The organism is Nostoc sp., from assembly GCF_036917555.1.
In the GTDB taxonomy this organism is placed as follows: domain Bacteria; phylum Cyanobacteriota; class Cyanobacteriia; order Cyanobacteriales; family Nostocaceae; genus Nostoc.
On the sequence record NZ_JBALDD010000080.1, the window covers coordinates 50,948 to 76,659 of the forward strand.

General features: G+C 40.5%; 22 protein-coding genes and 2 pseudogenes. 7 read left to right on the forward strand and 17 right to left on the reverse strand.

What is annotated here, in order from left to right; translation table 11 throughout:
- Positions 1-28 precede the first annotated feature (28 nt).
- Positions 29-1,519, reverse strand: coding sequence for a 16S rRNA (cytosine(967)-C(5))-methyltransferase (locus V7K60_RS31160; protein ID WP_334931522.1), 1,491 nt, complete (start codon positions 1,517-1,519; stop codon positions 29-31).
- A 225-nt stretch (positions 1,520-1,744) separates the two neighbouring features.
- Here V7K60_RS31160 and V7K60_RS31165 point away from each other — a divergent pair, with 225 nt between their 5' ends.
- Positions 1,745-2,095, forward strand: a complete 351-nt coding sequence (locus V7K60_RS31165) for a hypothetical protein (RefSeq protein ID WP_334931524.1) — start codon at positions 1,745-1,747, stop codon at positions 2,093-2,095.
- A gap of 406 nt (positions 2,096-2,501) precedes the next feature.
- On the opposite strand, the gene V7K60_RS31170 is transcribed toward V7K60_RS31165, so the two are convergent.
- The 5 genes and pseudogenes from V7K60_RS31170 to V7K60_RS31190 form a co-directional block, all read right to left on the reverse strand.
- Positions 2,502-3,953: a glycoside hydrolase 100 family protein gene (locus V7K60_RS31170; RefSeq protein ID WP_334931526.1), complete on the reverse strand. Its 1,452-nt coding sequence runs from the start codon at positions 3,951-3,953 to the stop codon at positions 2,502-2,504.
- A 662-nt stretch (positions 3,954-4,615) separates the two neighbouring features.
- Positions 4,616-5,217 (reverse strand): annotated as a pseudogene (locus V7K60_RS31175) (Uma2 family endonuclease).
- Positions 5,218-5,333: 116 nt separating this feature from the next.
- A complete protein-coding gene (locus tag V7K60_RS31180; RefSeq protein WP_334931528.1) occupies positions 5,334-6,965 on the reverse strand; it encodes a hypothetical protein in 1,632 nt (543 codons plus the stop codon).
- Positions 6,901-7,083 carry a hypothetical protein gene (locus tag V7K60_RS31185; RefSeq protein WP_334931530.1) on the reverse strand — a complete coding sequence of 61 codons (183 nt, stop codon included), beginning with the start codon at positions 7,081-7,083 and terminating at the stop codon, positions 6,901-6,903. The genes V7K60_RS31180 and V7K60_RS31185 overlap by 65 nt, the downstream gene beginning before the upstream one ends.
- Positions 7,084-7,108: 25 nt before the next feature.
- Positions 7,109-7,972 (reverse strand): alpha/beta fold hydrolase, encoded by an 864-nt coding sequence (locus tag V7K60_RS31190; RefSeq protein WP_334931532.1) that lies wholly within the window; start codon positions 7,970-7,972, stop codon positions 7,109-7,111.
- A 306-nt stretch (positions 7,973-8,278) separates the two neighbouring features.
- Between V7K60_RS31190 and V7K60_RS31195 the strand changes: the two genes are divergently transcribed.
- Entirely contained in the window at positions 8,279-9,964 is a 1,686-nt protein-coding gene (locus V7K60_RS31195) for a SulP family inorganic anion transporter (RefSeq protein WP_334931534.1), read from the forward strand.
- Between the two features lie 108 nt (positions 9,965-10,072).
- Positions 10,073-10,195, forward strand: a complete 123-nt coding sequence (locus V7K60_RS31200) for a hypothetical protein (protein WP_334931536.1) — start codon at positions 10,073-10,075, stop codon at positions 10,193-10,195.
- A 325-nt stretch (positions 10,196-10,520) separates the two neighbouring features.
- Here the strand turns inward: V7K60_RS31200 and V7K60_RS31205 are convergent, their stop codons facing one another.
- The 3 genes from V7K60_RS31205 to V7K60_RS31215 all read right to left on the reverse strand — a co-directional run bounded on the left by V7K60_RS31205 (position 10,521) and on the right by V7K60_RS31215 (position 16,290).
- Positions 10,521-14,084, reverse strand: a complete 3,564-nt coding sequence (locus V7K60_RS31205; RefSeq protein ID WP_334931538.1) for an AAA-like domain-containing protein — start codon at positions 14,082-14,084, stop codon at positions 10,521-10,523.
- A 392-nt stretch (positions 14,085-14,476) separates the two neighbouring features.
- Complete coding sequence (locus tag V7K60_RS31210; protein WP_334931540.1) at positions 14,477-15,460, reverse strand: formylglycine-generating enzyme family protein; 984 nt, start codon at positions 15,458-15,460, stop codon at positions 14,477-14,479.
- A 365-nt stretch (positions 15,461-15,825) separates the two neighbouring features.
- Positions 15,826-16,290, reverse strand: a complete 465-nt coding sequence (locus V7K60_RS31215; RefSeq protein WP_334931635.1) for a pentapeptide repeat-containing protein — start codon at positions 16,288-16,290, stop codon at positions 15,826-15,828.
- On the opposite strand from V7K60_RS31215, the gene V7K60_RS31220 reads away from it, so the two are divergent.
- Positions 16,202-16,492, forward strand: coding sequence for a hypothetical protein (locus V7K60_RS31220; RefSeq protein ID WP_334931641.1), 291 nt, complete (start codon positions 16,202-16,204; stop codon positions 16,490-16,492). The genes V7K60_RS31215 and V7K60_RS31220 overlap by 89 nt on opposite strands.
- A gap of 232 nt (positions 16,493-16,724) precedes the next feature.
- Here V7K60_RS31220 and V7K60_RS31225 read toward each other — a convergent pair whose 3' ends face one another.
- Positions 16,725-17,396, reverse strand: a complete 672-nt coding sequence (locus V7K60_RS31225) for a cadmium resistance transporter (RefSeq protein WP_334931542.1) — start codon at positions 17,394-17,396, stop codon at positions 16,725-16,727.
- 628 nt (positions 17,397-18,024) lie between these two features.
- On the opposite strand from V7K60_RS31225, the gene V7K60_RS31230 reads away from it, so the two are divergent.
- Positions 18,025-18,465 carry a Crp/Fnr family transcriptional regulator gene (locus V7K60_RS31230; RefSeq protein ID WP_104909222.1) on the forward strand — a complete coding sequence of 147 codons (441 nt, stop codon included), beginning with the start codon at positions 18,025-18,027 and terminating at the stop codon, positions 18,463-18,465.
- Positions 18,466-18,590: 125 nt separating this feature from the next.
- On the opposite strand, the gene psb35 is transcribed toward V7K60_RS31230, so the two are convergent.
- The 5 genes from psb35 to V7K60_RS31255 form a co-directional block, all read right to left on the reverse strand.
- A complete protein-coding gene (gene psb35 / locus V7K60_RS31235; RefSeq protein WP_099102136.1) occupies positions 18,591-18,818 on the reverse strand; it encodes a photosystem II assembly protein Psb35 in 228 nt (75 codons plus the stop codon).
- Between the two features lie 194 nt (positions 18,819-19,012).
- A complete protein-coding gene (locus V7K60_RS31240) occupies positions 19,013-20,002 on the reverse strand; it encodes a D-alanine--D-alanine ligase family protein (RefSeq protein ID WP_334931544.1) in 990 nt (329 codons plus the stop codon).
- A 90-nt stretch (positions 20,003-20,092) separates the two neighbouring features.
- Positions 20,093-20,479 carry an SET domain-containing protein gene (locus V7K60_RS31245; protein WP_334931546.1) on the reverse strand — a complete coding sequence of 129 codons (387 nt, stop codon included), beginning with the start codon at positions 20,477-20,479 and terminating at the stop codon, positions 20,093-20,095.
- 229 nt (positions 20,480-20,708) lie between these two features.
- Positions 20,709-21,869, reverse strand: a complete 1,161-nt coding sequence (locus V7K60_RS31250; protein WP_334931548.1) for a KamA family radical SAM protein — start codon at positions 21,867-21,869, stop codon at positions 20,709-20,711.
- Between the two features lie 495 nt (positions 21,870-22,364).
- Positions 22,365-23,009 (reverse strand): Uma2 family endonuclease, encoded by a 645-nt coding sequence (locus V7K60_RS31255; RefSeq protein ID WP_334931550.1) that lies wholly within the window; start codon positions 23,007-23,009, stop codon positions 22,365-22,367.
- Positions 23,010-23,414: 405 nt separating this feature from the next.
- Between V7K60_RS31255 and V7K60_RS31260 the strand changes: the two genes are divergently transcribed.
- Positions 23,415-24,014: a hypothetical protein gene (locus tag V7K60_RS31260; protein ID WP_334931552.1), complete on the forward strand. Its 600-nt coding sequence runs from the start codon at positions 23,415-23,417 to the stop codon at positions 24,012-24,014.
- A 13-nt stretch (positions 24,015-24,027) separates the two neighbouring features.
- Positions 24,028-25,050 (forward strand): DUF262 domain-containing protein, encoded by a 1,023-nt coding sequence (locus tag V7K60_RS31265; RefSeq protein WP_334931554.1) that lies wholly within the window; start codon positions 24,028-24,030, stop codon positions 25,048-25,050.
- A gap of 39 nt (positions 25,051-25,089) precedes the next feature.
- Here V7K60_RS31265 and V7K60_RS31270 read toward each other — a convergent pair.
- A pseudogene (locus tag V7K60_RS31270) lies at positions 25,090-25,416 on the reverse strand (DUF5615 family PIN-like protein); the annotation flags it as partial.
- A gap of 23 nt (positions 25,417-25,439) precedes the next feature.
- Positions 25,440-25,670 carry a DUF433 domain-containing protein gene (locus V7K60_RS31275; RefSeq protein WP_334931556.1) on the reverse strand — a complete coding sequence of 77 codons (231 nt, stop codon included), beginning with the start codon at positions 25,668-25,670 and terminating at the stop codon, positions 25,440-25,442.
- Positions 25,671-25,712 lie beyond the last annotated feature (42 nt).

Below are 25,712 nucleotides of genomic sequence, written 5' to 3' on the forward strand. Positions count from 1 at the left end.
TACCAAATCGTACAATCCCAAACAGTATTCACTGGGAATTATTGTTTTTTCTTAAGCGCACCATAAAAAAACCATCTATGTCCTGTCGATGGGGCCAAAGTTTAAACCAACCTTGAGGTGTACTATCAGTAAAATCAGGTAACTCAACGTCACTGGGAGACTCAATTTGCCACTGAGGTGAATCAGCTAAAAACGCCGAAATTACTTCTTCATTTTCTGCGGGATGCAATGTACAGGTGGCATAAACTAGTACACCACCAGGTTTGACAAAAGTTGATGTATGTGTTAATAATTCTTGTTGCAATAGCGAAAGTTCTCGGACAGATTCTGGTGTCTGTCGCCAACGCGCATCAGCATGACGGTGCATGGTTCCCAAACCAGAACATGGAGCATCAAGTAATACCCGGTCTGCAGTGTTTTGAAATTGGTTGAGGTGGCGGCTGTCACCAGTGCAAATTTGAATAGATTGTAAATTCAGCCGTTGAGAATTTTCTTGGAGTTTGCGAAGACGAGAAGGAGTGCGATCGCAAGCCCAAATTTTACCTTGATCTGCCATTAACTCAGCGATGTGGGTTGTTTTCCCCCCTGGTGCAGCACAGGCATCAATTACCACCTCACCTGGTTGGGGGTCGAGCAAATGACCTACCAATTGAGCGCTGCTATCTTGTACAGTCCACCAACCTTCTTTAAAACCCGGTAGTTTTTGAATTGACCCAGTATTACCAATAAATCGTAAAGCTTGGGGTAAATCAGGAATCCGTCTCACTAAAACACCAACAGATTGCAAAGCCGCCTCAACTTCTTCAATGGAAGTGCGAAGTGGGTTGATGCGTAAGTCAATTGTTGGTGATTGGTTCATCCATTCACACAGTTGTTCTGTTTCAGTCAAACCCAGTTGTTCTAACCAAACTTGAACAATCCAGTCAGGAAAACTGTGTAAAATGCCCAAGCGTTCCACCTGACTTTTCACATCATTTGGAAAAGTTAACGCGAAACCTAACCCCTCAGCCCCCAACCCTTGTAGGGTTGGGGGAGAATTCAAAGCCTCTCCCCTTTTAGGGGAGAGAGGAATGGAAGTGAGGTTTTCCAGATCCGGTGATTCTGGAAGTTGTAACGGATCACCCTTTATCTTCTCTGCAAGGCGGATGTATTGTCGTAATAGACCGTTAACAAAACCCGTGAGTCCAAAAAAACCGTTTTCTTTAGCGAGTTGGACTGTGGTATTAACAGCAGCTGAGGTGGGAATACGCTCTTGATAACGCAGTTGGTAGAAGCCCAGATGTAAGATGGTGCGGAGGTCTTGTGGTTGTTGATGAGATTTCTTTTTAGCGAGTTGATCGATGAGAGTATCAAGAGTGCGTTGCCTTCTGACGCTCCCATAAACCAATTCTGTCACTAAGCGGCGATCGCAATCAGGCAAATTAAATTTTTGCAGTACTCTATCTAGGGCAACATCAGCATAAGCCCCCTTATGAACATCTCGCAGGGCGATAAAAGCTAGTTGACGGGGGTTAGTCATGTAAACATTTGAGATTTGGGATTGTACCAAAATGGGAAGGATGCCCCTGAGCATAGAAGAGTTTTTATTTTCTTATTCTTCTTCGCTTTCCACACTCTGACTCGTCACTTACCACTTCCTAACTCCCGTCAAGGAAAATCATTTCAGGAGTATAGAATGCCAATAACAGGGATTTTTGACAATATATCAATAAATCTTAACAAGAATAATTTTAATTAAACAATCATGCTCGAATCCTTTCGATTAAAAAATTTCAAGGCTGTGCAAGACAGTAGAACTGTCAATTTTACTCCTTTAACTGTTTTTATAGGCAATCTAGTGCGAAGGCTCCAACCAGACATCGAAATTTCCAGTGTTACCCTTGACAATAAGCCCAATTTACTGTCTAAACGTGGTCAAGTTGCTGCTTTGTTGCTAAATGAAAGGTGCGATCGCATTATTATTGTTTGGGATCTCTATCTACCTTGGCGTGAGAAAAAACAACGCCCTTGCCAGAAAGAGGATTGTGACGCAATTATGGAATCCCTTGTTCAAGCTGGAGTGACATCGCTAGACGTACACTTAGTTTGGTATTGAGGAAGACTTAGAAGCATGGCTACTCGCTGATGCTTGTGCTATATCTGCTGTTCTCTCAAGACCAACTCATCAGGTTCAAGTCAAGGACAAGAAAAATCCAGAAGGTGTACAAAATCCAAAAAAGCAACTGAACAAAATCTTCCAAGAACACGCGGGTTATCCCTATATTGATAGGCAGCACGCACAAATAATCGTTGAAAAATTAGAGGATTTGAACAAGATAAAGCGCAGCACCACTTTTGTTCGGTTTGCGGTTAAGGTAACAGGTCGAAAGCCATGACTACAAAAGTAAAAATAGGTATTGTTTAATAATTTCGTCTCAGGAAACATTCAGTAAAAGCCCCCTTGTAGTTACAGGGGGCTTTTGAATGATTAAAGACGTAAGCCTTGAGATCGCTTTACCCTATCAAGACATGTACGGGTCTACACTGGCAATTTCGAACTCACATGCTCTAGAAACCTGTTCTGCTGGTAATTTTCCAAAGCTAATTAATGGTAAATAAGTGTGGTTTGCCATCAGTTCTTTTGCTAATAAGAACCCAGTGATTGTCCAAGTTTGATATTTCCTCGCTTGTTTCCCAATCAGTCGCCCTTTTTTCCCATCGTAATACTCTGGCCATTCATCTGTACTAAGGCGTCCTTGGGCAGTTTCAATCGCCTTTTGTGCAAGACTTGTTCTATTAGTTTTCACAGCCGCCGCTGCCAACATCCACATTAAAACTGGCCAACTACCAGCATTATGATACGACCAAGGTATATTTTTGGGGTCACATCCAGTCACAATTCTGTATTCTTCATGTTCTAAAGCTGGGAAACAAATTTTCATTGGCATATCTCCCACCAAATCATCCCATCGTTCCTCAATCAGAGTCATAATAGCTTGTGACTGTTCTTCGGTGGCTAAGTCTGAAATTATTGCCATTAAATTTCCGAGTGAAAAGAAGCGAGTATCTAGCTGTGACGGGCCAACATTACCTGCTAGATAACCACCTTTTTTTGGTAGCCACTTATCCAATTCATAATAAGGAACAGAATCTATATATATGTTGAACAGATTAACAGCAGCCTTGCCATATTCTTCACTTTTGAAGCGATAAATTGTATTCAGACGATTAATATCTATCCAATAATGCTGGCGAATATGAGCACATAAAAGAGGCAATCGGTTATCAATGGCTTCAACAATATCAGAATTACCTTGGCAAATTAGCAGTTCACGAGATGCACGCAATGCCGTGTAAAAGAGGACTTGTAATTCTAGAGGATGCCCATAAATGCCCATACGACGGTCAATCATACAAGCGCCATCTGGAACCAACAGTGTTGGGTACATATCAAAACGATTCGCCAAGCAGATATCCATGATTAACCTGATACCATTTTGGAATTCAGGTTGATAGGCGAGAGAAAAATCTTCTGTAGCGACTACATAAGCACGCAATAAAATAATCCACCATAGGCAAGAATCTACAGGTGTCACTCTAGCGATCGCATGTTCACCAAAGTCTGCTTCTAAATATTCTTGCCCATTGTCTGATACCACTTTAAAGCTAGCTGGTATTAATCCTCGTCCTGGCTTATAGGCCTCTAATGCCTTTTCTTTAGGCTGTAACTTTAAGGTTTCTTCTAAGAAATTACGAACAATATCGGTTCTACCTTTAATCAGAAAAATTAGAGCAGAAGAAACAAAATCACGCACAAAGCACTGATCGTAATTGAGCGCTTCTACAGAGGCATCATAAGCGGCTACTGTCCCAACAGGGCGACCTTGATAATAGAGAATTGATTTTTCTAGTGTTAGCCATGCTTCTTCCACTTCTTTTAAATTCTCAGTAGTTTCCAATTCGTTTAGGTGCATTGCCAGAATAACTCCATAAAGATTGTGAATTTGTGGTAGATGTGTCTTAATTTATTATTTTTGCTATTCTCAGCATAACAAAAACGATTCTTTAAATAGCAAAGATAATTTTGCAAAAAAATAATCAACTAACAAGGAATAAATTTGCTGATATTTATACAACTTTATTGTTAGTTAATTGCTTGTAAGCTATTACTATTTTGGTGAATTATAGTTGTTGCTCTCCACTGCAAGTAGTAACATAATTCCTAAAAACAGTCATATAAGATATATTTTTAGATTATTTATTGTTTTGTTGTCTGTCCAGAATCTTTGCTTTACCAAACAAAAACATATCCTCAGTGCTGTTTAGGGTTTGTGTGAAGTTAAAACTGGTTGCAGTGTATTTACTTGAGCAGGATTAGTTTTTGACACTAATAAGTCAGATTATTCCCCTATTATCTAATAATTTATAACGTTTTTTCAAAATATGCAAGATGAATTATCAAAATTTTTAAGATGTCAATACTTCTCAAGGTTTAAATATCTTACCCTGCTGACAGATGATATGGAATATTTATCGGAGTACGTCAAAAATAATCAAGAGTACTGAGTCGAAATACCGCCCATAAGGCATAGAGATATACTAAATACATAAGTACTGAGTATTAGCATGATGTTCATTACTGTTCTCCCAAAGCAGCCTTAAACACTTGTTCAGCAGTTAGATTTAGCTCTATTAAAGTTGGTGATTGAATTTGGTCATTACCATAAAACTGAGTTACTTGGTACTCGCCTTCCACTAATCTGTAAACTGATATTGTCGGTTGTTTTGGATTGCCAATAAACCGTTTTCCACCAAGAGCAGCATAGTCAACAATCCAATATTCTGAAATTATAATTTCCTCTCTTCTCTACGAGAGGCTGCGCCAACGAGACGCTACGCGAACATACTCACCAAATTTGAGAAAGTAATTATCTCGCCAATTGGTACTCACAACTTCTACTACTAATGGAATTGATGCAGCTTGAGTAACTGTTGATGATTTTTTCCAAAGTGGTTCATTAAGTTAGGGATATTTAATACCAGCAAATCTGGAATATAACCAGATTTTTTATCAACAGATTTGATTAATACTTGAGCAGGAATCGAAGAAGCTAGGTTAAACCTCTGAATCTCAAAATTGAGTTCTATAATCAGAAATGCTCTGACTAACTCATGTTCCCCTGTCGGCTGCATTTCAACTATTACTTCTTTATATAATTCATATCTGCTGTTCTCCAGTTTCCATTCGACAAATTATTCAAAAGTTATCGCTTTTACTAAATGTTGAAACATAACACTATTTCCTCAAATATTATTCATATTTTGATTAGCATCGATAAATTGCTAACATTATGTTACCTGCTGGAATTCTTTATAAGCTTGATTGCTTGCATTGAGGCTTTTGCAATTGTAGAACTATTTACATCAGGATGATACAATCTGGCTAATCGGTGGTAGGCAAGTTTAACAACATTGGGGCGATCGCTCTGATTTAAGCCCAAGACTTCCCACCATTCCCCAGATAATCCAGAGTCGAAAGTAAATTGACTCCAAATCTTGATGCTTCCGCCATTACCGCCGCTTACCAACGTCTTGCCATCAGGACTGAAAGCAACGGGATTACATCCAGAAAGATTTTGTAGTAATTCCCCAGTGTGGAGGTTCCAAAGTTTGATTGTACTCTCTCTGCTGGCACTGGCGAGGGTTTTTCCATCGGGACTGATGGCAACAGACAAAACTGCCCTTGTGTGGCCAGTTAAAGTGGAAAGTAATTCTCCAGTTGGGAGATTCCAAAGTTTAATTGTGGTGTCTGTGCTACCACTAATAAGAGTTTGACTGTTAAGACTGATAGCAACTGTATTAACTGCACCCAAATGTTCAGTGAGAATGTAGCGTTGTTCCCAAGTTTTGGTATCCCAAAGCCGAATAGTTTTATCGGCACTACCACTTGCAAGGGTTTTACCATCAAGACTGATGGTGACAGACAAAATTGCATCTGAGTGTCCATTCAAAGTGCGTTTTACTGTTCCCGTGTAGCGTCCCCAAATTATAATCGTTTTATCGGCAGCACCACTAGCAAGAATTGCTCCATCAGAACTGTAGGCTACTGAGTTAACAAAACCATTATGACTATAACTAGAGTTTAAATAAAATAATGTGTGAAGAAATTTTTTTGTGTCCATCTGCCAACTGCTAATTTTGCGTAGGCGTAGCCCGTCGTAGACATTAACACTACCACTTGTAATCTGCTGTCCATCAGGGCTGATAGCAACAGATAAAACTGCTTCTGCTTGTCCAAAGAATGTGTAAAGCCATTTTCCGGTTTTCAAGTTCCACAAATTAACTTGTCTGTCATCACTGCCACTGATTAAGGTAGTACCATCAGGACTGATTGCGATCGCATTAACTGCCGCTAAGTGTCCCTTGAGTGTGCGTACACATCTCCAAGTTTCAGGTAGCTGGGTTGTCAGAGATATTTTTTCTGGTTCAATATTGGGAGTAGAAGGTTTAAGCGTAACAAATTCTGATTTTTTCTTGAATTTAGCCTTAAGCGCTTGTAACTCATCCTCGATTTCCAAAACAGCAAATTTTTGGTTGAGATCGTCACCAGATAAAAATGCTTCTAATTCCATCACTGCTTCGCAATAGTAGCTCATCTGCAAAACTTTCTCTTCCATCCGCTCAAAAAGCTGTGCTGGAGTTTCGCTAATTCCTGATTCGTCTAACAGTTTGGCAATACCACAGGCGGCGAGTCCAACTACTGCACCAATTCCTGCCATCGGTACTGCACCAATCCCAAATGCCAGCCCTACTTTCGGTGCAACTAAACCCATACCACCGACGACGCTATAAACACCAGCACCACTGACTGCACCAATTCCCATTGTAGCGATCGCAGCAGCATCTCCCTCTGCTATAGCTTTAAAACCACCATAAGTAGCAGCACCAGCTACAGCGCCAGCACCGACTACAGGAGTTACAACCAATACCGACTGCACCAAATCCGCCTGCTAGTCCCATGCCACCTACCGTTGCAGAAACACTAACACCTGTTATAGTTCCGCCTGCAATAAATGCTGCGCCTGTTTTAGAGTTTTGTGTCACTGGTTTTTGTTTTTGAAGCCTTCAACTATAGACCTTTGCTATGCAGCCAATTGATAAACAGGTCAGCAATCGCTAAGTTACCGTGTTCAAGCATTGGCAGATGACCGTGACCAGAGAGGCCAACTTCAGGAAGCCAAATAAAATCACCCCGGAAGTATTTTGCAGTTTTTGCATCTGTCTCACGAGGATGGCGCGGGTCTTGGTCGCCCGTAATAACACAGATGGGAATACCATATAGTATCTGAGGGTCGCCAATATAAAGCCCTCGTCCTTCAACATTTCTGAGTTCATTGCTCATCCGCGCACTCTCAGCAATCAAACTGCAAAAGTAATTCTCAAATGCCTCTTGCGGAAAAGTATCTGAGTTGGTGAAGTACTTTTTAGTATCTTCACGTGACAGGATACGTGGACGATCTTCGGGAAAAGCCAAAGAAGAGTTTTTTGTGATAACTGGTGATAGATTGGCTGGTAAACTTGGTGCAATGCCTATAATAGCTTTAACAAGTTTGGGATGAGTTTGTGCCGTCTGCCAACCAACGATACCAGACATACTGTGGGTAAGAATCACAGCCGGGCCAATCCGTTGGAGTAGCGCGACTGTAGCATTGATTACCCGTTGATATGACATCACAGCGAAGTCTGGCACACAGCCCGACCGACCATGCCCTGGCCAGTCAACAATATAGGTTTCCCGGCCAAGTTCTGCCAGATATGCTGCCCAACCTTGACGATTATCGGGTGTTTTGACAAAGCAAGTACCTGTATGAAAGGCGCCATGTAAAAGCACAATCGGAACTAAATTTTGGTCTTGACTCGGCCGGTAATATTGAACATACATTTGGTACGGAATAGCACCAACAAAGAATTCTGTTTCAGTGTATGAATTCATTTTGAAAAAAGACTTAAAGCTTTACGGCAATGTTCATTGTTCATAATTCCTGCTGTTGGCAATGCTACAACCGTTGTTATTATAAATCCCAAAGAACAAAGTTAGCGATCGCACACCATACAGTACACATTATATCCATTATGTCAAGCAAACTTGCGCTTTCATTAATCAACAAATAGGCGAACTTGAACCAAAACCCATACGCAATCAGGGAATTTTCGACAACTCTGATGAAATCTACCGAAAAGATGGAATAACATTTGTGTGTGCTTCAGCAAATTGTGTATAAGAGTTGAAAATGACGATATGGCAACATCTAATATCCTCAAAGAACCACAGCTTTTGCGTCTGGGTAGCTTGTTTGGTGGACTGCGTGGCGATTTGACGGGAGGACTAACAGCAGCAGTGGTAGCATTGCCTTTAGCTTTAGCCTTTGCGGTGGCCAGTGGTGTAGAACCAAAGGCGGGACTTTACACCGCGATTGTGGCGGGAATTGTCGCCGCAATTTTTGGTGGTTCGTCAGTACAGATTACAGGGCCAACAGGTGCAATGGCTGTGGTTTTGGTGGGAATTGTCGCCAAGTACGGCCTTGAGAAAGTTTGGATTGCTGGGGTGATGGCTGGGATTATCCAAATTGCCTTAGGGGTTGCCAAACTTGGACAACTAGTGAAGTTTATTCCCTATCCAGTGACGGCAGGTTTTACTAATGGTATTGCCGTGATTATTTTTTGTGGTCAGTTAAATAATTTCTTTGGTTTAAAATTACCACGTAGCGAACATTTTTTGCCGGGGCTGTGGCAAAGTCTAACTCATGTAGAAGCTCTAAATTGGGCAGCAGTTGCCTTGGCAGTTGTGGTGATTGCAACCAATGTTTTATGGCCCAGAATTAATACGACAATACCAGGTTCTTTAGTGGGACTGGTGTTAGCAACAGCGATCGCTTCTGCTTTCCATCTAAATGTACCAACAATTGGCACGATTCCTCAATCTTTACCGATGCCTCAAGGTATTCCCCACTGGAATGATTTTAGTGTGATTCGAGAACTAATTAACCCAGCTTTGGCTTTAGCTGCATTGGGAAGTATTGAATCTTTGCTATCGGCGGTAGTGGCTGATGGCATGACAGTCAGCGAGAAACATAATAGCGATCGCGAATTAATTGGTCAAGGTTTGGCTAATATGATTGTGCCATTTTTTGGTGGCATCCCCGCCACAGGTGCGATCGCTCGGACTGCTGTGAATGTCCGTTCTGGCGGTAAAACCCGACTATCTGGAGTAATTCACGGTCTTGCTTTAGCCATCATCATTTTAACTTTAGCACCCCTGGCAGCACAGATACCTTTAGCAGCACTTGCTGGGATTCTGATGGTGGTTAGCTTGCGGATGATTGAGTGGGAAGCCATTGGTTTATTGATGCGTGCTACCTACTCAGACTTTGCTGTGATGATTCTCACCTGGCTAGTGACAATCTTGTTTGACTTAGTTCTCGCTGTCGAAGTGGGATTGATTGCAGCCGGAGCCTTATTTATTAAACGGATGAGCGATTTAAGCTTAGTTAAAATACCTGAAACTGAAGTATTTCCCTCTGGTACTCCTCTAGAATTAGGTAAGGAAATTGCCGTTTATCGGGTAGATGGCCCCGTATTTTTTGGTGCTGCTGAACGATTTGCTACCTTCCTCCGCGATGAACCGGAAGTAAAGTATTTAATTCTGCGGTTGCGGTTTGTGCCAAATATGGACACAACTGGGTTAGTAGCCTTAGAGGATATTTATCACGACTTAGAACGGCACAATTGCCGATTAATTCTCACAGGTTTACAACCCGAAGTCCAACAACTGCTAGAACGCACAGGATTGTTAAAAACAATTGGGTTATCAAATTGTTTTGAAACAACCACAGAGGCGATTTGCTCTATCTCTCCTCAGATTGCATGTTCTCAACCTGTAGCTGCTGATTTGAAAACAAAAGAATTGATGGAATTAAATGACTAAAAATATTTTTTTAATTCAACCCAAAATAACTAAAGCGATGCTTTGTTTTCCCTAAAAGCAAGCCTAATCCCTCTTTTGTCACTCTGGGGAAATAAAAATTGAGCCTAAATGATGAAACCTAGATTTAGTGAGAAGATTAGCGATCGCAAACTAATAGAAACCTCAAAACAAAGCTCTATAGGCAAAATGCTGTCTGGGCAAGAGTTACAGATTATTCTCTGCCAAAAGTGACAAAAGAGAGATTAGACTTCCAACATTCGACTTTGTATATCACGCCCTTCACATTACTCTCACTAGGAATCATGGATTAATTAGATACGCTAATAGATTAATTTTAAATTTTACTATATTTTTTTTTGACATTTAAAAATTCAATCAACGAATGTACTGATTCGTAGTATGTTCACTATCTAGTATGACTATAAAATTTCTACTACAAAATATTCCTAAAAGTCTTTGAAAATAAGAAAATTTAAGCAGTTTAAATCTCGTTATTTATAAAATTCTGTTAGTACTGTTTAGCGCATAAAAATATGTATTTTAAGGTAAGTAACACTTAGTCAGAGTTTCTCTTTAAACCGTCACATATATGCATGTCACTCTGATCATCAGGAGGATTAGTTTTAAAATATTCGCTGATAAAATTGCACCCTTCGTTCAGTAAATAATTAAAATCCCACCTCCACAGTCTCACGGTATTATCAGCACTTGCAGAGGCCAATACCTTACCATCCGGGCTAAAGCTGATGCTATGAACCGAGTTTGTGTGTCCAGTGAGAGTTTTGAGTAACTTACCAGTGGTAATATCCCACAGTTTCACTGTATTGTCACCACTTGCAGATGCCAGTACCTTACCATCTGGTCTGAAACTAACACGACTAACCCATTCTGTATGTCCTTTAAGAGTTTTGAGTAACTTACCAGTGGTAGTGTCCCACAGTTTCACTGTATTGTCAGAACTTGCAGATGCCAGTACCTTACCATTCGGGCTGAAACTGACATTATTAACCTCATTTCTATGCCCAGTAAGAGTTTTGATTTCTTTACCAGTGGTAGTATCCCACAGTTTCACAGTTCTGTCAGCACTGGCAGATGCCAGTACTTTACCATTCGGACTGAAGCCAACTCCCCAAACTTCAAGGGTGTGCCCAGTAAGAGTTTTGAGTAACTTACCAGTAGTAGTATCCCACAGTTTTACAGTTCTGTCAGCACTAGCAGATGCCAGTAGCTTGCCGTTTGGGCTAAAGCTAACTTTATTAACAGGCTTTGTATGCCCTTTAAGAGTTGTAAGTAACTTGCCAGTAGTAATATCCCACAGTTTCAGCGTGGTGTCATAACTAGCAGATGCCAGTATCTTGCCGTCTGGGCTGAAACAGACACCAAAAACCCATTTTGTATGTCCCATAAAAGTTTTGAGTAACTTACCAGTGGTGGTATCCCACAGTTTCAGCGTGGTGTCACGACTTGCAGATGCCAACATCTTGCCATCTAGGCTGAAGCTAACGTCTTGAACTACGTCTGTATGTCCACTGAGGATTTTAATTTCTTTGCCAGTGGCAGTGTCCCACAATTTCACAGTTCTATCAGAACTTGCAGATGCCAGTATCTTACCATTTGGGCTGAAACTGATGTCATTAACCCCGTTTGTATGCCCTTGAAAAGTTTTGAGTAATTTATTAGTAGTAATATCCCATAGTTTCACAGTTCTATCAGAACTTGCAGATGCCAGTATCTTACCATTTGGGCTGAAACTGATGTCATTAACCCCGTCTGTATGTCCTTCAAAATTTTTGATTTCTTTACCAGTAGTAATATCCCATAGTTTCACAGTTCTATCAGAACTTGCAGATGCCAGTATCTTACCATTTGGGCTGAAACTGACGTTATTGACCCCGTCTGTATGTCCTTCAAAAGTTTTGATTTCTTTACCAGTAGTAATATCCCATAGTTTCACAGTTCTATCAGAACTTGCAGTTGCTAGTGTCTTGCCATTCGGGCTAAAACTAATACCAATAACTGAATTTGTCTGCCCAGTAAGAGTTTTGATTTCTTTGCCAGTGGTAGTGTCCCACAGTTTTACAGTGTTGTCACTACTTGCAGATGCTAGTATCTTGCTATCCGGGCTGAAGCTAATGCTGTCAACTGCGTCTGTATGGCTAGTGAGAGTTTTGATTTCTTTGCCAGTGGAAATGTCCCACAGTTTTACAGTGTTGTCACTACTTGCAGATGCCAAAATCTTACTGTTTGGGCTGAAGCTGACGCTATTAACTCTCTTTGTATGTCCAGTGAGAGTTTTAATTTCTTTGCCAGTGGCAATGTCCCACAGTCTCACAGTTCTATCAGAACTTGCAGATGCCAGTATCTTACCGTTTGGGCTGAAACTGACGCTATTAACTCCCTTGGCATGTCCTCCTAACGTACTTGGCACCACGACGTTGTGAATTGTGTGCAGTAATGTTAGTTCTACTTCCCTGCGGGTATCGGCATCTACCCACAGTGTACGTTGCATTTGCACAACAGCTTCTAAACTTGTTTTCAAAGCTCCCTCTGAATCTAAACTCAACAATGCAACATCTGAAGCATAAACAAGAGAATTAATATCACCTTTTGCTATACCCCGTAAGGTAACTATTCCCAGTACTACAGAACCTGCAAGAGTTAGCCCAAAGATTACAGTACCTATACGTATCAGCCGATTAGCTTTTTGATTTGCTTCTATCAAAACATTGTTGGCTCGCTCCAATAAAAGCCTTGCTTTTTCTTCTACATCTAAACGTTTCTTCACTTCTTGCTTGTCTAGCTCTTGGCTGGCGGCTAAAAACTGATGATCTAAATCACTCAAGCTTTTTCCCACCGCCCAAGCTTGTGAATCTTGCAAGGCTTGTCCTCGTAACAGACGCGACTCATCTTGACATCCAGAAGTGAGCCACTGACTCAATGCATTAGCATAAGGGCGTAGTTTCACTAATTCCCGTTCGCACCAATTTAGGGAAAATACTTGCTCATAGATACGGTTGTAAATTCGGAGCTTACCATCGCGTTTAACTGCTACTCCTGTCAGCCGCAGTTCAGTTTGTTCAGGGCTATCATCAGCTTCTATCTCTTTCTGTTGTAAAATCTGTTGGCACAAAGCTAGCAATCTTCCAGTACGTTGTTCGCTACTTTGCAACAGTCTTTGTTGTACTGTTCTCAAATGCTCTGGCTCATCTTGCATTTCCCAATTCTTAATAATATGAGTTTGTACAACATGAGCAACAAAATCTTGCGGTTTATATATTGTAGATTTAAAATCAGGATTTAGTGCTTCTGTGTCTTCTGCTATATTCCGATTTTCCGCTTTGATTTCCTTTGCAGATTGTGCCACCAGGTTACAAACTTTCTGAGTTAGAAACGGCTGTCCTCCAGTCCAATCTAGTATTGCTTGCATCAAGTCTTGTAAATTACCTATTGCAGCTAGCCCTTTTGCTAGTAACTGTGCTTCTTCCAGCCGAAATCCTGTTATATCAATGGCTCGACCAATATTAAACGGTGTCCGTTGCTTATCTTCAATTAAGTCTGAAGGAGTAGACACACCCAAAAGTGCAAAAGTAAGGCGTTGATATGCTGGCTCGTCTGCACGGCTGTTATAACATTCTCGGATGACTGCAAAGAAATCATCAGTATTAAATTTTATGCTTAAAATACTGTCAATTTCATCAATAAAAATAACAATTTTTGTCTCAACTAGTTTTAGTAATACTTCTTGGATAAATTTTTTGAATATTTGAACATATGGTAAAAATCTATTGCTTTCCCACCAAGTATTTATATCAAAACTGTATAATTCCAAGCTATTAGTAATACTGTCTATTATGCCAGCATACCATTGCTCTTGTGTTGCATCAATAACACTGATATCAATAGCAGCGCAAGCAATTCCTTCTTTCTGTAAACGTTGCATAGTCTGCACCCGCAAACTTGATTTCCCCATCTGCCGACTGTTGAGGACATAGCAGAAGTGCCCTGCTTTTAGGCTTTCATACAGGTCTTGGTCAGCTTGCCGTTGCACATATGTTGGTGCATCGCTTGGTAAAGTACCACCAACTTGATACTCATAAGACGGGTTTAGCTGTCTATCCATCACTAATCAGTTATTTAATATATTATGCATAGTTATGAAGCACTTATAGCATTTCTCTGGCAAATGAAATACACGGATGGGGGCGAACGGCCGTACCCTGCGGGAGCGCCTCACCCTGCGGCTTGGTGCAGTCAATCATGTGGCGCACGACTTATAGTCGTTCGGCATTTATTTGTGCAAAATTGGGATGCTCCCCTGCAAACCTTTCATTTTTCACACTGACTTTCTAAGTCTATTAATAATTTGGCGTTGCATAATTGCGGGATGATTTGAGAATTTACATCAATAAATAATCACCGCGTCTTTGCGTCTGTGCCTCCGCCTCAATCATCCTATTATTCAGCAACGCCAATATATTTCTATCTAGTGGCTCTAGCTTGACAGACTTACGCTTAGGTAAACACAACTCGGAAGCCGATGTAGTAGCTTATGTCGTACAATCCACTCTTGGCGCGGCTTGCTGCCCTACATAGCTCTGAGTAGTCACTCCACGAACCCCCACGCGTCACTCGGAATGGATTCTCATCATTAGACAGCCATACACTTCCGTCTGACGGCGCTTGCTCGTAGTTATCATGCCACTGGTCAGCGCACCATTCCCTGACATTACCATGTAAGTCACATAAGCCAAAGGCATTAGTAACCTGAAAAATTCCTACTGGAGTAGTCTGTTTACGATATTCGCCTTGGTGTTTCTGCAGAAAGGAAGATATATTTTCCCCCGTGTGATTTTGACTGGGATTGTTAGGCTTACTTCCAGAGTCATCTTTATCCTTACCTCCAGAGTCATCTTTATCCCCACGTCCAGAGTCATTGCCATTTGCAAAAGTCTCAAAACTTGCTGTTTCAGGACTCAATATAATTTTAGGGGCAGAACCATAGGTGAAGCGTCCATTATAGTTCGCTAATTCAGTAACTATAGTCTCACCAAAATGAAAAGGAGTCGTGGTTCCGGCGCGACAAGCATATTCCCATTCAGCTTCGCTGGGTAGTCGGTAATTTCGTCCGGTTTGTTTGGCTAACCGAGCACAAAATTCTACCGCATCATTCCAACAGACACGTTCCACTGGTCTGTTGTCTCCTAAAAAATCGGATGGTTCAGGGTCAAGTGGGCGGTTAATTTGGGGTAGGGCTGCTACGAGCCGCCACTGTAACTGGGTGATTGGATACTTACTCATGAAGAAAGGCGCTACCTTTACTAAGTGCCTTGGACTTTCATGCTCATCCCTCCCCATTTCTATTTCTGGAGATCCCATTTGAAAAATGCCACCGGGAATTGCAAGCATTTCTAGTTTCTCTTGATTACCAACGCTTTCAAAGAATAACTGTGCTTTGCTGAAACGGTAGAGATATTTCTGTTCTTGTGTACCTATCATAGTATTGCCAAACTCAAATTTAGTTGTGTACTTTGTACTCTTTGGCTATAATCAACCAGCCTGCAATCATCCGTTTCGACCAGGATTATTTGCCAATGTTTATACACTTAATAATACGTTAATAAGCGCGTAGAGAGTGGTTAATACCAAAAGTAATAGCCCCGACAGCGCAAAAGTGTTGCACAGCATTACCTACCAAAAACGCTTGTGGTCAGCTATCTACAGTTTTGAGATCACAAGCGTTTGTTAATTTTTGATTGGTGCGACGGCTTACGGTGTTAAAATCATCTTTCTCTTAAGTCACAGACTCAGAATCTGGGGCATTCCACTTAGGGACGCAAGGCCTTGCGCCCCTACAAAAGATGTTACTGAATAGCGAATCCTTCCGGTCTGATAGCATCTTCCAAATCAACGCCCATCAGGTTAGCTCCCTGGATGTTTGCATTTGTCAAATTTGTCTTTTCCAAGTCTGCGTTTTGTAAGTTAGCGGTTTGCAGATTTGCTCCCAAGAGGTTGGCTTTCTCTAGGTCTGCATCAAATAGGTTTGCTCCCACCAGGTTTGCTCCCCAAAGGTTTACCTTGCCTAAATCTGCTCCTTGAAAGTTAGCCCCTTGTAAGTTTGTTTGCTGCAAGTTAGCCCTTTCTAAGTCTGCATTTTGTAAGTTAGCACCTTCCAAGTTTGCTGCTTGCAGGTTTACATCTTTTAACATTGCCCCAGCCAGGTTACAACCAACACATTCATTGGTCTGTAATAAATGTCTAACGTTTTCTGCTACAGACACTATTGGCGATACAACCGGAGATATCACTGGTGCTGTCACAGGCTTCATTGGCGATACAACCGGAGATATTACTGGTACTGTTACAGACTCCATTGGTAATTCAACTGGAGCTAGTTCAGATTCTGTAGGTATGGATCGTGTTAGTGTTCGCGCTCTAGCGCTGGGCTGGATAAGCAGAGTAAATCCCGCGACAACTACCAGAAATACTGCTGTTACGAGCCACCGAGTTAATTTTTTAGAATTTGATTGATTCATTAGTTCCTTCATAATCTGATTCCTATTGGTGGGCTTGCTTTTATAAGAGCCATCGATAATGTGCTTTATTCTCACTTTAGATAACTTGATTGATAAGAGCAAATATTATTGTTATTCATATTGATAAATTAAAGTGATTAAAAATCTTTTTGGATGGGAAACGATCGCTGATTTTTTTGCTGACATCAGGGACATAGCACTCATCAGGAATTGCAATCGCCTCATACCTAATTCCCAAGCATTGCCAGACTAGGTAAAAGTCGATATGTTTCACTTTTAATTAAGATAGAGAGTCCCAAGTAAATTAAGACGAAGGGGAAGATTTTTCGACCGTAGCGAGTTAAAACGGGAGCCATGAGAGGATTACGAGTTAGGTTGTAAGAGAGTAAGCACCACACTCCAACAGTAAAATAGCAAACACACAGAATTACACCCAAACTTGGAAGATTGCTACTGGCAAACAACGGTACATAAATTCCAATGTTATTTCCTCCATTGGCAATGGTGACAGTGGAAACGCGGTAGGTTTGCGGATCGCGGATGGTTGCTAATAGTGATTTCTTCTGGCGTGCAGATTTGATAGGAGAAGTTAAGTCAACTGATACAGCTTGCACTGTCTCTCCCTCTTCTCGACTAATGAAATTACTGATACCAATGGCAATGGGAAGCAAACCCAGCAAACCAATCCAGGTGCTGGGAATAATCAGACCGCCGAAGAAACCAGGGAGACTAGCAAACACTAAGGCTGTGAATCCCAGAAATTCACCGATCACAATATGCTTAGGACGAAAGCTACGATTGACTTTCCCGAAGAAAGCTGTCAAATATAAGTTGTCGTCAAAGGTAGTTGCAAAAGCGACAGAGATTCCAATCAATAATGTACTAATTAGCCAAGCCATAATTGTTGCTCACGATAATTCAAGGCTGTTTGTCTTAGTCCTCTCTGCTTCTCAATGTGAGGGCAGGTTAGGAGATTTTGTGACTGTTTTCCTAACGACAACCGATCGAGATTCGTTATTTATCAGCCAATTACCCAATTTTTAGAGGCATCACCTCCAATCAAATTGGTGATTTTTTCTCAGCAAGGTACCTTGGGAGCTCATGGAGTCAATATTATGGCTTTCTACCAAATAAGAGCAAATACTCTTGTTTTTTAAAAGGATAAATAAAAGTGATTGAAAATTTTACTATATATTTTGGGCTTTCTACCCATTGACACTCATGAACGGAAAAGGGAAAGAAAAAACTTTTAACCTTTTCCCTAAACAAAATTCTGAGTTCAAAATGCACAAAGCGAGTAGTATTGAATACTGAGCTATTGTTTGAGAAACTTCTATGCGTAGTTTACCGCACTTCGGCAAGCTCAGTGACCACCGTAGGCATCGCTCTGATTGAAGAGAACCCTTGTCAGATAGTAAAGCCTCGGATATCCTTGACGGCTAGCATTTAACATCGGTTAATATGACTAATCGCCCTCTGACTTCAGTTGTGAGATGTTCAGTAATGTTGGAATTTTAACTTGTAATTATGCTAACCAGTGTTGACCGTTTATTATTTGTCCGGCGAGTCCCAATTTTTAAGGAATTGCGGGATGATTTTATTGTGCGGCTCACTTCAGTGATGAACGAATTGTCATTTCCAGCTAATTACACCATCTTTCGACAGGGAGAAGAAGGGCGATCGCTCTATATTGTCGTCTCCGGTCGAGTTAAAGTTCACATTGGGAATAAACAGTTGGCAGAGGTGGAACAGGGAAAATACTTTGGTGAGATGGCAGTATTCGATACTCAACCTCGATCCGCCACTGCAACTACTTTGGAGCCTTGTGAATTTTTAGAACTGACGCAAGAGCAACTATATGATGCGATCGAAGAAACTCCCGAAATTGCGGTGAATATCATTCGTGAGTTATCTCGTCTGATTCGCAGATTGAACGATGATATGAATGTAACCTCTTTGCAGAGTTAATAGACAAATGTAGAGACGTCGCAGTGCTAGGTCTCTACAGGGGTTCTGGATAATGTAAATGTGGTTCAAAATAAATGAAAACTGCTGTAAGTTTGACTACTAAACTCAGCACTGATCACTGCTTATTACTTAGGTTCACCCAGACCTGGAGTTTCTTCTTTATCAACTTTAGGCACAAAATCAGGACGTTCTTTGCTTTCCCAACCTGCGGGGCGTTTCGAGTTGTACCAAGCTATTGACCCAATGGTGACAGCGGCAATAAAACCAACGACATACACCAAGGTAAAAGCAACAGGAAAATGAGGGGCAGCATCTATAGCTGGTGCTGCTGTTTGCATAAATAATAAATTCATGAGTATATTCTCCACAGTTAGGTAACAGTATTTAACACACTATAAGATGAGCGTATCACCTAACATCCCTCTGTAGTTTAGTTTGAGCAACTTCATATTGCATAAAATAAGGGCAGAGGGGCGGGGGAAGTAGCTGACAGGTGTAGATTTGTTGCACCTAGTTGTACCTGTCAGTTTGCCCCCCTGCCTCTTGTTCAGCATTTATATCTTTGCCATGCAGACTCGACTATTTGAGCAATGATTTCTGTGTATGTCACACCACCCAAACATCCCATAATTGGCAAGTCTGAGCGGATATGATCTAGCCCTGGCAATGGGTTAACCTCTATAAACTGCAACACACCGCTAGCATCGCAGCGTAGATCCACGCGGGCAGCATCACGGCAACCAAGAGTATGGTAAGCATCCAGCGCCAGTTGCCTTGCTTGTGCTGCCAGTGGTTCAGGATCTATGAGTAAACGATAAGATACCCGTTCCAAATACTCATCCTTATTGAGGGTGGTGTAGGCGAAAGCTTCTACTTGCCCTGTAAAAATTACTTCCATCACACCTACTACCCGTGAGTTGCTACCGTTGCCAATAATGCCTACTGTTACTTCTCTACCAGGAAGAAAGGTTTCCACGAGTATTGGTTGCTGAAAAAGTTTGTGTAACACTTGATAAGCATTTACTAGCTCCTCATGTTCTTTGACAAGAGAATGTCCAGTTACCCCTTTAGAACTGCCTTCTGCCATAGGTTTGAGGAAAAGTGGCATTGGCAGCGACACAGCTGCTGCTTCTGCGGTAGTATTCACGACCTCAAAGGGGGCTGTCGGCAAACTGCGATCGCGCACTACTCTCTTAGCCAGCGCTTTGTCTAACGTCAGGGCGCAGGTAAGCGGATCGGAAAAGGTGTAAGGTTGAGCGAATAATTCGCAGATTGCCGGGACTTGAGCTTCACGAGAGCGACCCTTTAAACCCTCAGCAATATTGAAAACCAGATCCCAGCGATCGCCTTTTGCCAAACGCAGAGCAAGTTCTTTACCATTACCGACACGTTCAACCTGATGACCTAACTGCAACAGTGCAGTTTCCAGCCCGATGATAGTTTCTTCATCGTCGAACTCCATCACCTCAGAGGCACTGAAACCAGCCTTAAGGTAGTCTGTTTTCAGGTCATAACACAGACCAATAAATAACCCCATAGCCCGATAATTCCCAGTGAGAAAACTTTCTCTGTTAGCTTTAACGTACAAATCAGATATCTTAATTAAGGAATTCCAATTACTAAATCGTTAATTAAGTGACAATATCTCATCAACAACATCAAACCATATAGGAGATTTATTATCAGGAGAACCGTTGTAGTTGGCAGTAATTTCTTCTCCCGCTTCTATATCTCGGTAGGCAATCAGATCCAACTCTCGGTCGGCGAATTTTTTCACATAATAACTATTGGGATGGTAAGAATGGTTGATCAAGGAAGATAAACCTAGAGCGATCGCCGCAGCTTTATCTTCCCAATCGTAGTAATAGTTGCCCAAAATTGTTTTATCTAGGAATTCAACCTGTTCTGCGGATATAACAACAACTGGCACTCTCTCAATGATCTCTCCTTTCAAAAAGTGCTTCTGTGCGAAGACACCTCGACCTTTTAGGTTTGTATTACCAACAATCAACATTCCAACTAATCTCCTGCTATTACTTAGCTTTTTGGTTTGCCAAGAACTCAATAAAAATATTCCAATCGGCTCTTTTAGATGATGGCGATCAACTCGTGTACAAATATATAGTGTTATATCAAGTCCGGTTAATCACTTATAATTACCGCATCTGTGCAAAAATCGGAAAAGCCTCTTTCCCCAGCAAGAACTGCGGTCTATAATGATAAGTCTTTAGCCGGACACGATATTAGCCTTGCTCCACTGGATCTACATAGGTGTACGTCTTACCTGCCCAATTTTGCACTGTAACTGTGCCCTTATCATAAGCAACTAGAGTCTCGGCTTGAATTGGGACTTTGCCACCACCACCAGGGGCATCAATTACATAAGTTGGTACAGCGTAGCCAGTAGTATGACCACGTAATTTAGAAATTAAATCAAGCCCAGTTTGCACACTCGTTCGCAGATGTGCAGTACCAACAACTGGGTCGCATTGATAAAGATAATAGGGTCGTACACGCAGCTTGAGAAGACCGTGAAACAGATTCTTCAGGGCTTTTTCAGAATCATTCACACCTTTTAACAGTACGGTTTGACTGCCTAAAGGAATGCCGCCATCAACTAGGCGATCGCAAGCTTGTGCGACTTCTGGAGTAAGTTCTCGCAGATGACAAAAGTGCAAAGATAGCCACACACGATGTTTACGAAGCAAGGCAACCAGTTCTGGTGTAATTCGCTGCGGTAAGAAACTTGGCACGCGGGAACCAATGCGGATAAATTCAATATGCTTAATGGCACGCAGCCGCCTAAGCAAGTTGTCTAAAGGTTCATCAGCCATCAATAAAGGATCGCCACCGGAAATTAGCACATCACGGATCTCGGTGTGTTCCTCCAGGTAAGCAGCAATCGCATCCAACCGCCGCGTTACTGGGTACATCTCACCTTGGCTCACCAAACGAGAGCGGGTGCAGTAACGACAATAAGCGGCGCAGCTGTCTAGGGCAAGCAGCAATACTCGGTCAGGGTAGCGGTGTACGAGTCCTGGCACTGGAGTGTCGTTATCTTCACCGCATGGATCTACCATGTCTGCTGGACTAGTGATTAATTCTTCTTGCCGTGGTATCACTTGTAACCGTAATGGGCAAAGCGGATCTTCTGGATCGAGTAGTGATGCAAAGTATGGGGTTACAGCTACAGCAAACTTTTCTGGTGCAATTAAAAGTCCCTGTTCTTCAGTAGTACTAAGCCTTAATAATTTCTGAAAGTGTTCTAGCTTAGTCAATCGATGCCGCATTTGCCAGCGCCAATCGTTCCAGCGTTCTTGATTGTAAGTCTCTCCCAAAATCTGACAAATTTCTTCACACCGAATATCAGTTACTAGAGGCTCTAAAATAGTGTTTTTGATCATGATTAGACCGAAATTAAGCTGAGAAAAATAAACAAATCACAGCCTAATAGAGTGCGGCGCAAATCCAGCTACCATCTCAATTAAGCAAGCAGACAAGTAGGGGCAATTCATGAATTGTCCCTACTCAAGTCCCTTGTTAAAGGTAAGCAAATTTCTGTCACAGTGTATTAGTATGTTTACCTAGATTTTTAGTTAAAATAAAAAAATCTATTTCAAGGTTCATGATAAATATACTTTTATACAAAATATACTTGTGCTGTGATAATAGCGATCGCTCTTACAGTGTCTTTGTTACCTTGAGTCGGTCGGTCTTTCTGTGTTGTTGCACCGTATTAATACATACACCAATGTCACATATTTAATTATGTAATGATTTTTTGGGTGCGATCGCTCAATCTACAACCTGTGTAAATAATGCAGCCAGCTACACCACATTTGATTAGCGTTGGGCGATTGTGGCGAGAAGACGACTAGAATAAATTTCCTCGTTGCTAATCAGCGACTCATTGCAAAAATCTGTTCAGCCGTTAAGGGAATGTTCCCAAACAATCTAAAATCAATTTGATCCTGCCCTCGAAACACCTTTGGGGGTAAATACTCTCCATCTTCAAGTTGGTAGATTGTAATGGTTGGCAGCTTGGGAGAGCCAATGAACCGAATGCCACCAAAAGCAGCATAGTCCACAATGATGTACTCGAAAACGCCCAAGTCTTCTCTTCGAGACGCTACGCGAACATATTCAGCAAGTTTTGTCAGATAGTCGTCCTTCCAGTTGTTGCTAACGACCTCAATGATTCCGGGTAGTGGAATATATGCAGCAGCAGAACTAGAGCTAGTTTTCATCCTCTGCCATTCTTCTCTAGCAAATATGACAATATCTGCTTTCCGGCTTTTTTCCTTTTCTCCTGGTGCTGTTTTGAGCCTAACCTGCTTGGACTGGCGCGACACGTAAGGCAGGTCATTCTCTTGGCAGTGATTTTCTAAGTAGGCACACAGTCGCTCGATCAAATCCTCATGATTTGCATTTGGTTCTGATAATGGCACGGGAATCCCATCCAAAAGCTCAAACTCTCTGCCTGAACCATCGTCCCAGGCAAGAAACTCTTCAAAAGTCAGTGGTTGTGTGACGGTTGCGTACATCGCCCTCGCTCCCTTGCTGACGGGTACTTCACTCAATCCTACCAAGATGTATAGCTTTGTTTATGAGTCCTGGCTGGTTTTCCTGCCGTAGTTCTGAAACAACGGCTTGAGGTAGGTAACAGAAAGCGATATCTCCGATGGGCTACGCCTACGCACCTTTGGTTGGTGTCAGAAGCGATCGCTTTTTTGTGAAAATATTTATTTTAATTATCCGATTGTATTCTGTGACTATTAATAGTTCGTAAATTCTGTGTCTTTTGTTCGGCCTAACAAAGCTAAAAAATCAAATTACTATTTATTCAAGTATATACACTTATTGACTTGATAGCTTTTAACATTTACTATTATGTGTATTTTTAGCCATAAAAACTTGGCTCAAGTTATGTTGATTAAATAAAATACTCCATGTGGCAGACTCTAATAATTGACCAAAGCCATATTAATCAAAAGATTGATATATTCAAAGCAGCATTAAGTGATTACTCTCTAACAGAGAAATTAATTGTTCAAAAATATATAATACATGGTACGCCTTATGTTTTTAAAGATGATGAAGATAAATATTTTGACCTCAAACATGAAATTGCTACTTATTTTGAAGAAAGACCAGAATGTGTACTGATGGTTGGTTCAGCTAAATTAGGATTTAGTATAGCTCCAAGGAAATTATGGAATTCTTTTTCTGAAGAATCAGATATAGATATAGCTATTATATCTAAAGAAATTTTTGAAAAATTTTGGTCAGAGTTATATGATTTCGACATAAATCTGGTATCTAGAACTGACAAAGAAGAAAAAAAATATAAAAACTTTTTAAAATATTTTTTTAAAGGGTGGCTAAGACCAGATTTATTTCCATTTAAATATTCTCGTAAAAATGAGTGGTTTGAATATTTTAAATCAATCTCTTATAAATATACACCCCAAAAAATAGCAGCGGGTATTTATTATAATTCCGATCTGTTTGAAAAATATCATATACAGAATATCAAAAATCTGAGATAGGAGGATGTTTAAAATGAGCAAAAATGGTATTGCAACTAATAAAAAAGTTTTAGATTTATTTAATATGATGAAAACTGGTACTTTAATACTTGCTCCATCTTTTCAAAGAAAGCTTGTATGGAATGATGCACATAAAGAAAAATTTATAGAAACAATTTTATTAAAACTTCCTTTTCCTGAAGTATATCTCGCTGATGGTGAAATTGATCTTGATATTCAAACATCAAAAACGCTTGTTGTAGATGGTCAACAAAGATTAAGTACAATCTACCAATATGTCACAGCATCACCAGAATTCACTATAAAAAACATCAGGAAGTTTGAAAAGTTGTCTACACAAGAAAAAACAGATTTTTTTGATTACACAGTTGTCGTCAGAGATTTAGGAAGAATTCCTGAAAGTGAAATAAGAGAAGTTTTTAAGAGAATAAACTCTGTACAATACGCACTTAATGCAATAGAGATTAGCAACTCTTTATACGAAGGAGAGTTCATCACAACTGCTAAAGATATTCTAGAAAATAATGCTCTTTTTACAAGTTTAGAGGTATTTAGTGAAGGTGAATTTTCTCGTATGAAAGACCTTGAATATGTATTGTTAATTATGTCAACAATAGAAGAAGGTGGTTATTTTAATAGTGATAAAGAAGTAAAAACCTATGTAGAAAAGTATAATAATGAATATCAAAATAAAGAATTAATGTCTAATAGTTTTAATGAAGCATCTAAATTAATTATTGGCTCTCATCTTCCTCCAGATAGCTTGTGGATAAAGAAGTCTAGTTTATTTACTTTAATTGTTGAATTAATTAAAATAAAAAACAAATATGGTTATTTACCTCAAGAGCAAACTTTAGCTCATGCTTTAAAATCTTTAGAAGAAGAACTACATATAAATAAAAAAGAAAATGTATCCAAAAATATGTTTGCTCAATATTATTATTATACACATCAAGGTACTGCTAGTAGAAAAGGGCGTAATGTTCGCGGTCAAGTTATAAGTAATATTTTAGAAGAAAGTATGAATGTAAACTAGTGAACGTTGTAAAGTTGGGACTTCAATGTTATCTAAAATTTACGTTATTTTACGAATGCGAATACTTTTCAATGAAATAACAGTAAAAGCTCCTAATAATTCATTTACGTGTTCATTAATGGCATTAGCAATAATTTCTGCTCTATCATTTGAAGATAAACCGAATAACCTAATTAACACCACACCTGCCGCAATTCGACGCAAACGGAAAACTAACTCACCAAAATCTTTATCTGATGTCAACAAAATTGCACTTTCATTATTAGCCAAGTTCAAAACTTCATCGTCAGGAGTTCCTGGTTGCATTTCCACAACATAAAAAACTTCGTGACCATCTAGCCGTAGACGTTCAACGATATGCCAATCTAAATTTTCGTCTCATAAAAACTTCAAGAAGCTTTCTCAATCGTTGGATAAACCACATCATAACGCAAAGCTTGAGCCGCAAATGCCAAAGCTGCTTTAATTCCTTCATCACTAAGTCGCGGATGCGCTTCGATTATTTGCTGAGATGTTTCACCAGCAGCAAGCTTTTCGAGAATTAATTCAACTGTAATACGAGTTCCTGAAATGACAGGTTTGCCCATCATTATTTTTGGATCGGATACGATTTTTTGCATGAATTAGGATTATTTGGATAGATGATTAATTTAATATATAAC

Coding starts and splice junctions, on each gene's coding strand:
- V7K60_RS31160 (WP_334931522.1), bottom strand. CDS start 1,519: ATGACTAACCCCCGTCAACTAGCTTTTATCGCCCTGCGAGATGTTCAT.
- psb35 (WP_099102136.1), bottom strand. CDS start 18,818: ATGAATTTATTATTTATGCAAACAGCAGCACCAGCTATAGATGCTGCC.
- V7K60_RS31275 (WP_334931556.1), bottom strand. CDS start 25,670: ATGCAAAAAATCGTATCCGATCCAAAAATAATGATGGGCAAACCTGTC.
- V7K60_RS31265 (WP_334931554.1), top strand. CDS start 24,028: ATGAGCAAAAATGGTATTGCAACTAATAAAAAAGTTTTAGATTTATTT.
- V7K60_RS31245 (WP_334931546.1), bottom strand. CDS start 20,479: ATGTTGATTGTTGGTAATACAAACCTAAAAGGTCGAGGTGTCTTCGCA.
- V7K60_RS31250 (WP_334931548.1), bottom strand. CDS start 21,869: ATGATCAAAAACACTATTTTAGAGCCTCTAGTAACTGATATTCGGTGT.
- V7K60_RS31170 (WP_334931526.1), bottom strand. CDS start 3,953: ATGCACCTAAACGAATTGGAAACTACTGAGAATTTAAAAGAAGTGGAA.
- V7K60_RS31240 (WP_334931544.1), bottom strand. CDS start 20,002: ATGGGGTTATTTATTGGTCTGTGTTATGACCTGAAAACAGACTACCTT.
- V7K60_RS31225 (WP_334931542.1), bottom strand. CDS start 17,396: ATGGCTTGGCTAATTAGTACATTATTGATTGGAATCTCTGTCGCTTTT.
- V7K60_RS31200 (WP_334931536.1), top strand. CDS start 10,073: ATGATGAAACCTAGATTTAGTGAGAAGATTAGCGATCGCAAACTAATA.
- V7K60_RS31215 (WP_334931635.1), bottom strand. CDS start 16,290: ATGAAGCCTGTGACAGCACCAGTGATATCTCCGGTTGTATCGCCAATA.
- V7K60_RS31195 (WP_334931534.1), top strand. CDS start 8,279: ATGGCAACATCTAATATCCTCAAAGAACCACAGCTTTTGCGTCTGGGT.
- V7K60_RS31210 (WP_334931540.1), bottom strand. CDS start 15,460: ATGATAGGTACACAAGAACAGAAATATCTCTACCGTTTCAGCAAAGCA.
- V7K60_RS31205 (WP_334931538.1), bottom strand. CDS start 14,084: ATGGATAGACAGCTAAACCCGTCTTATGAGTATCAAGTTGGTGGTACT.
- V7K60_RS31260 (WP_334931552.1), top strand. CDS start 23,415: ATGTGGCAGACTCTAATAATTGACCAAAGCCATATTAATCAAAAGATT.
- V7K60_RS31165 (WP_334931524.1), top strand. CDS start 1,745: ATGCTCGAATCCTTTCGATTAAAAAATTTCAAGGCTGTGCAAGACAGT.
- V7K60_RS31230 (WP_104909222.1), top strand. CDS start 18,025: ATGCTAACCAGTGTTGACCGTTTATTATTTGTCCGGCGAGTCCCAATT.
- V7K60_RS31190 (WP_334931532.1), bottom strand. CDS start 7,972: ATGAATTCATACACTGAAACAGAATTCTTTGTTGGTGCTATTCCGTAC.
- V7K60_RS31255 (WP_334931550.1), bottom strand. CDS start 23,009: ATGTACGCAACCGTCACACAACCACTGACTTTTGAAGAGTTTCTTGCC.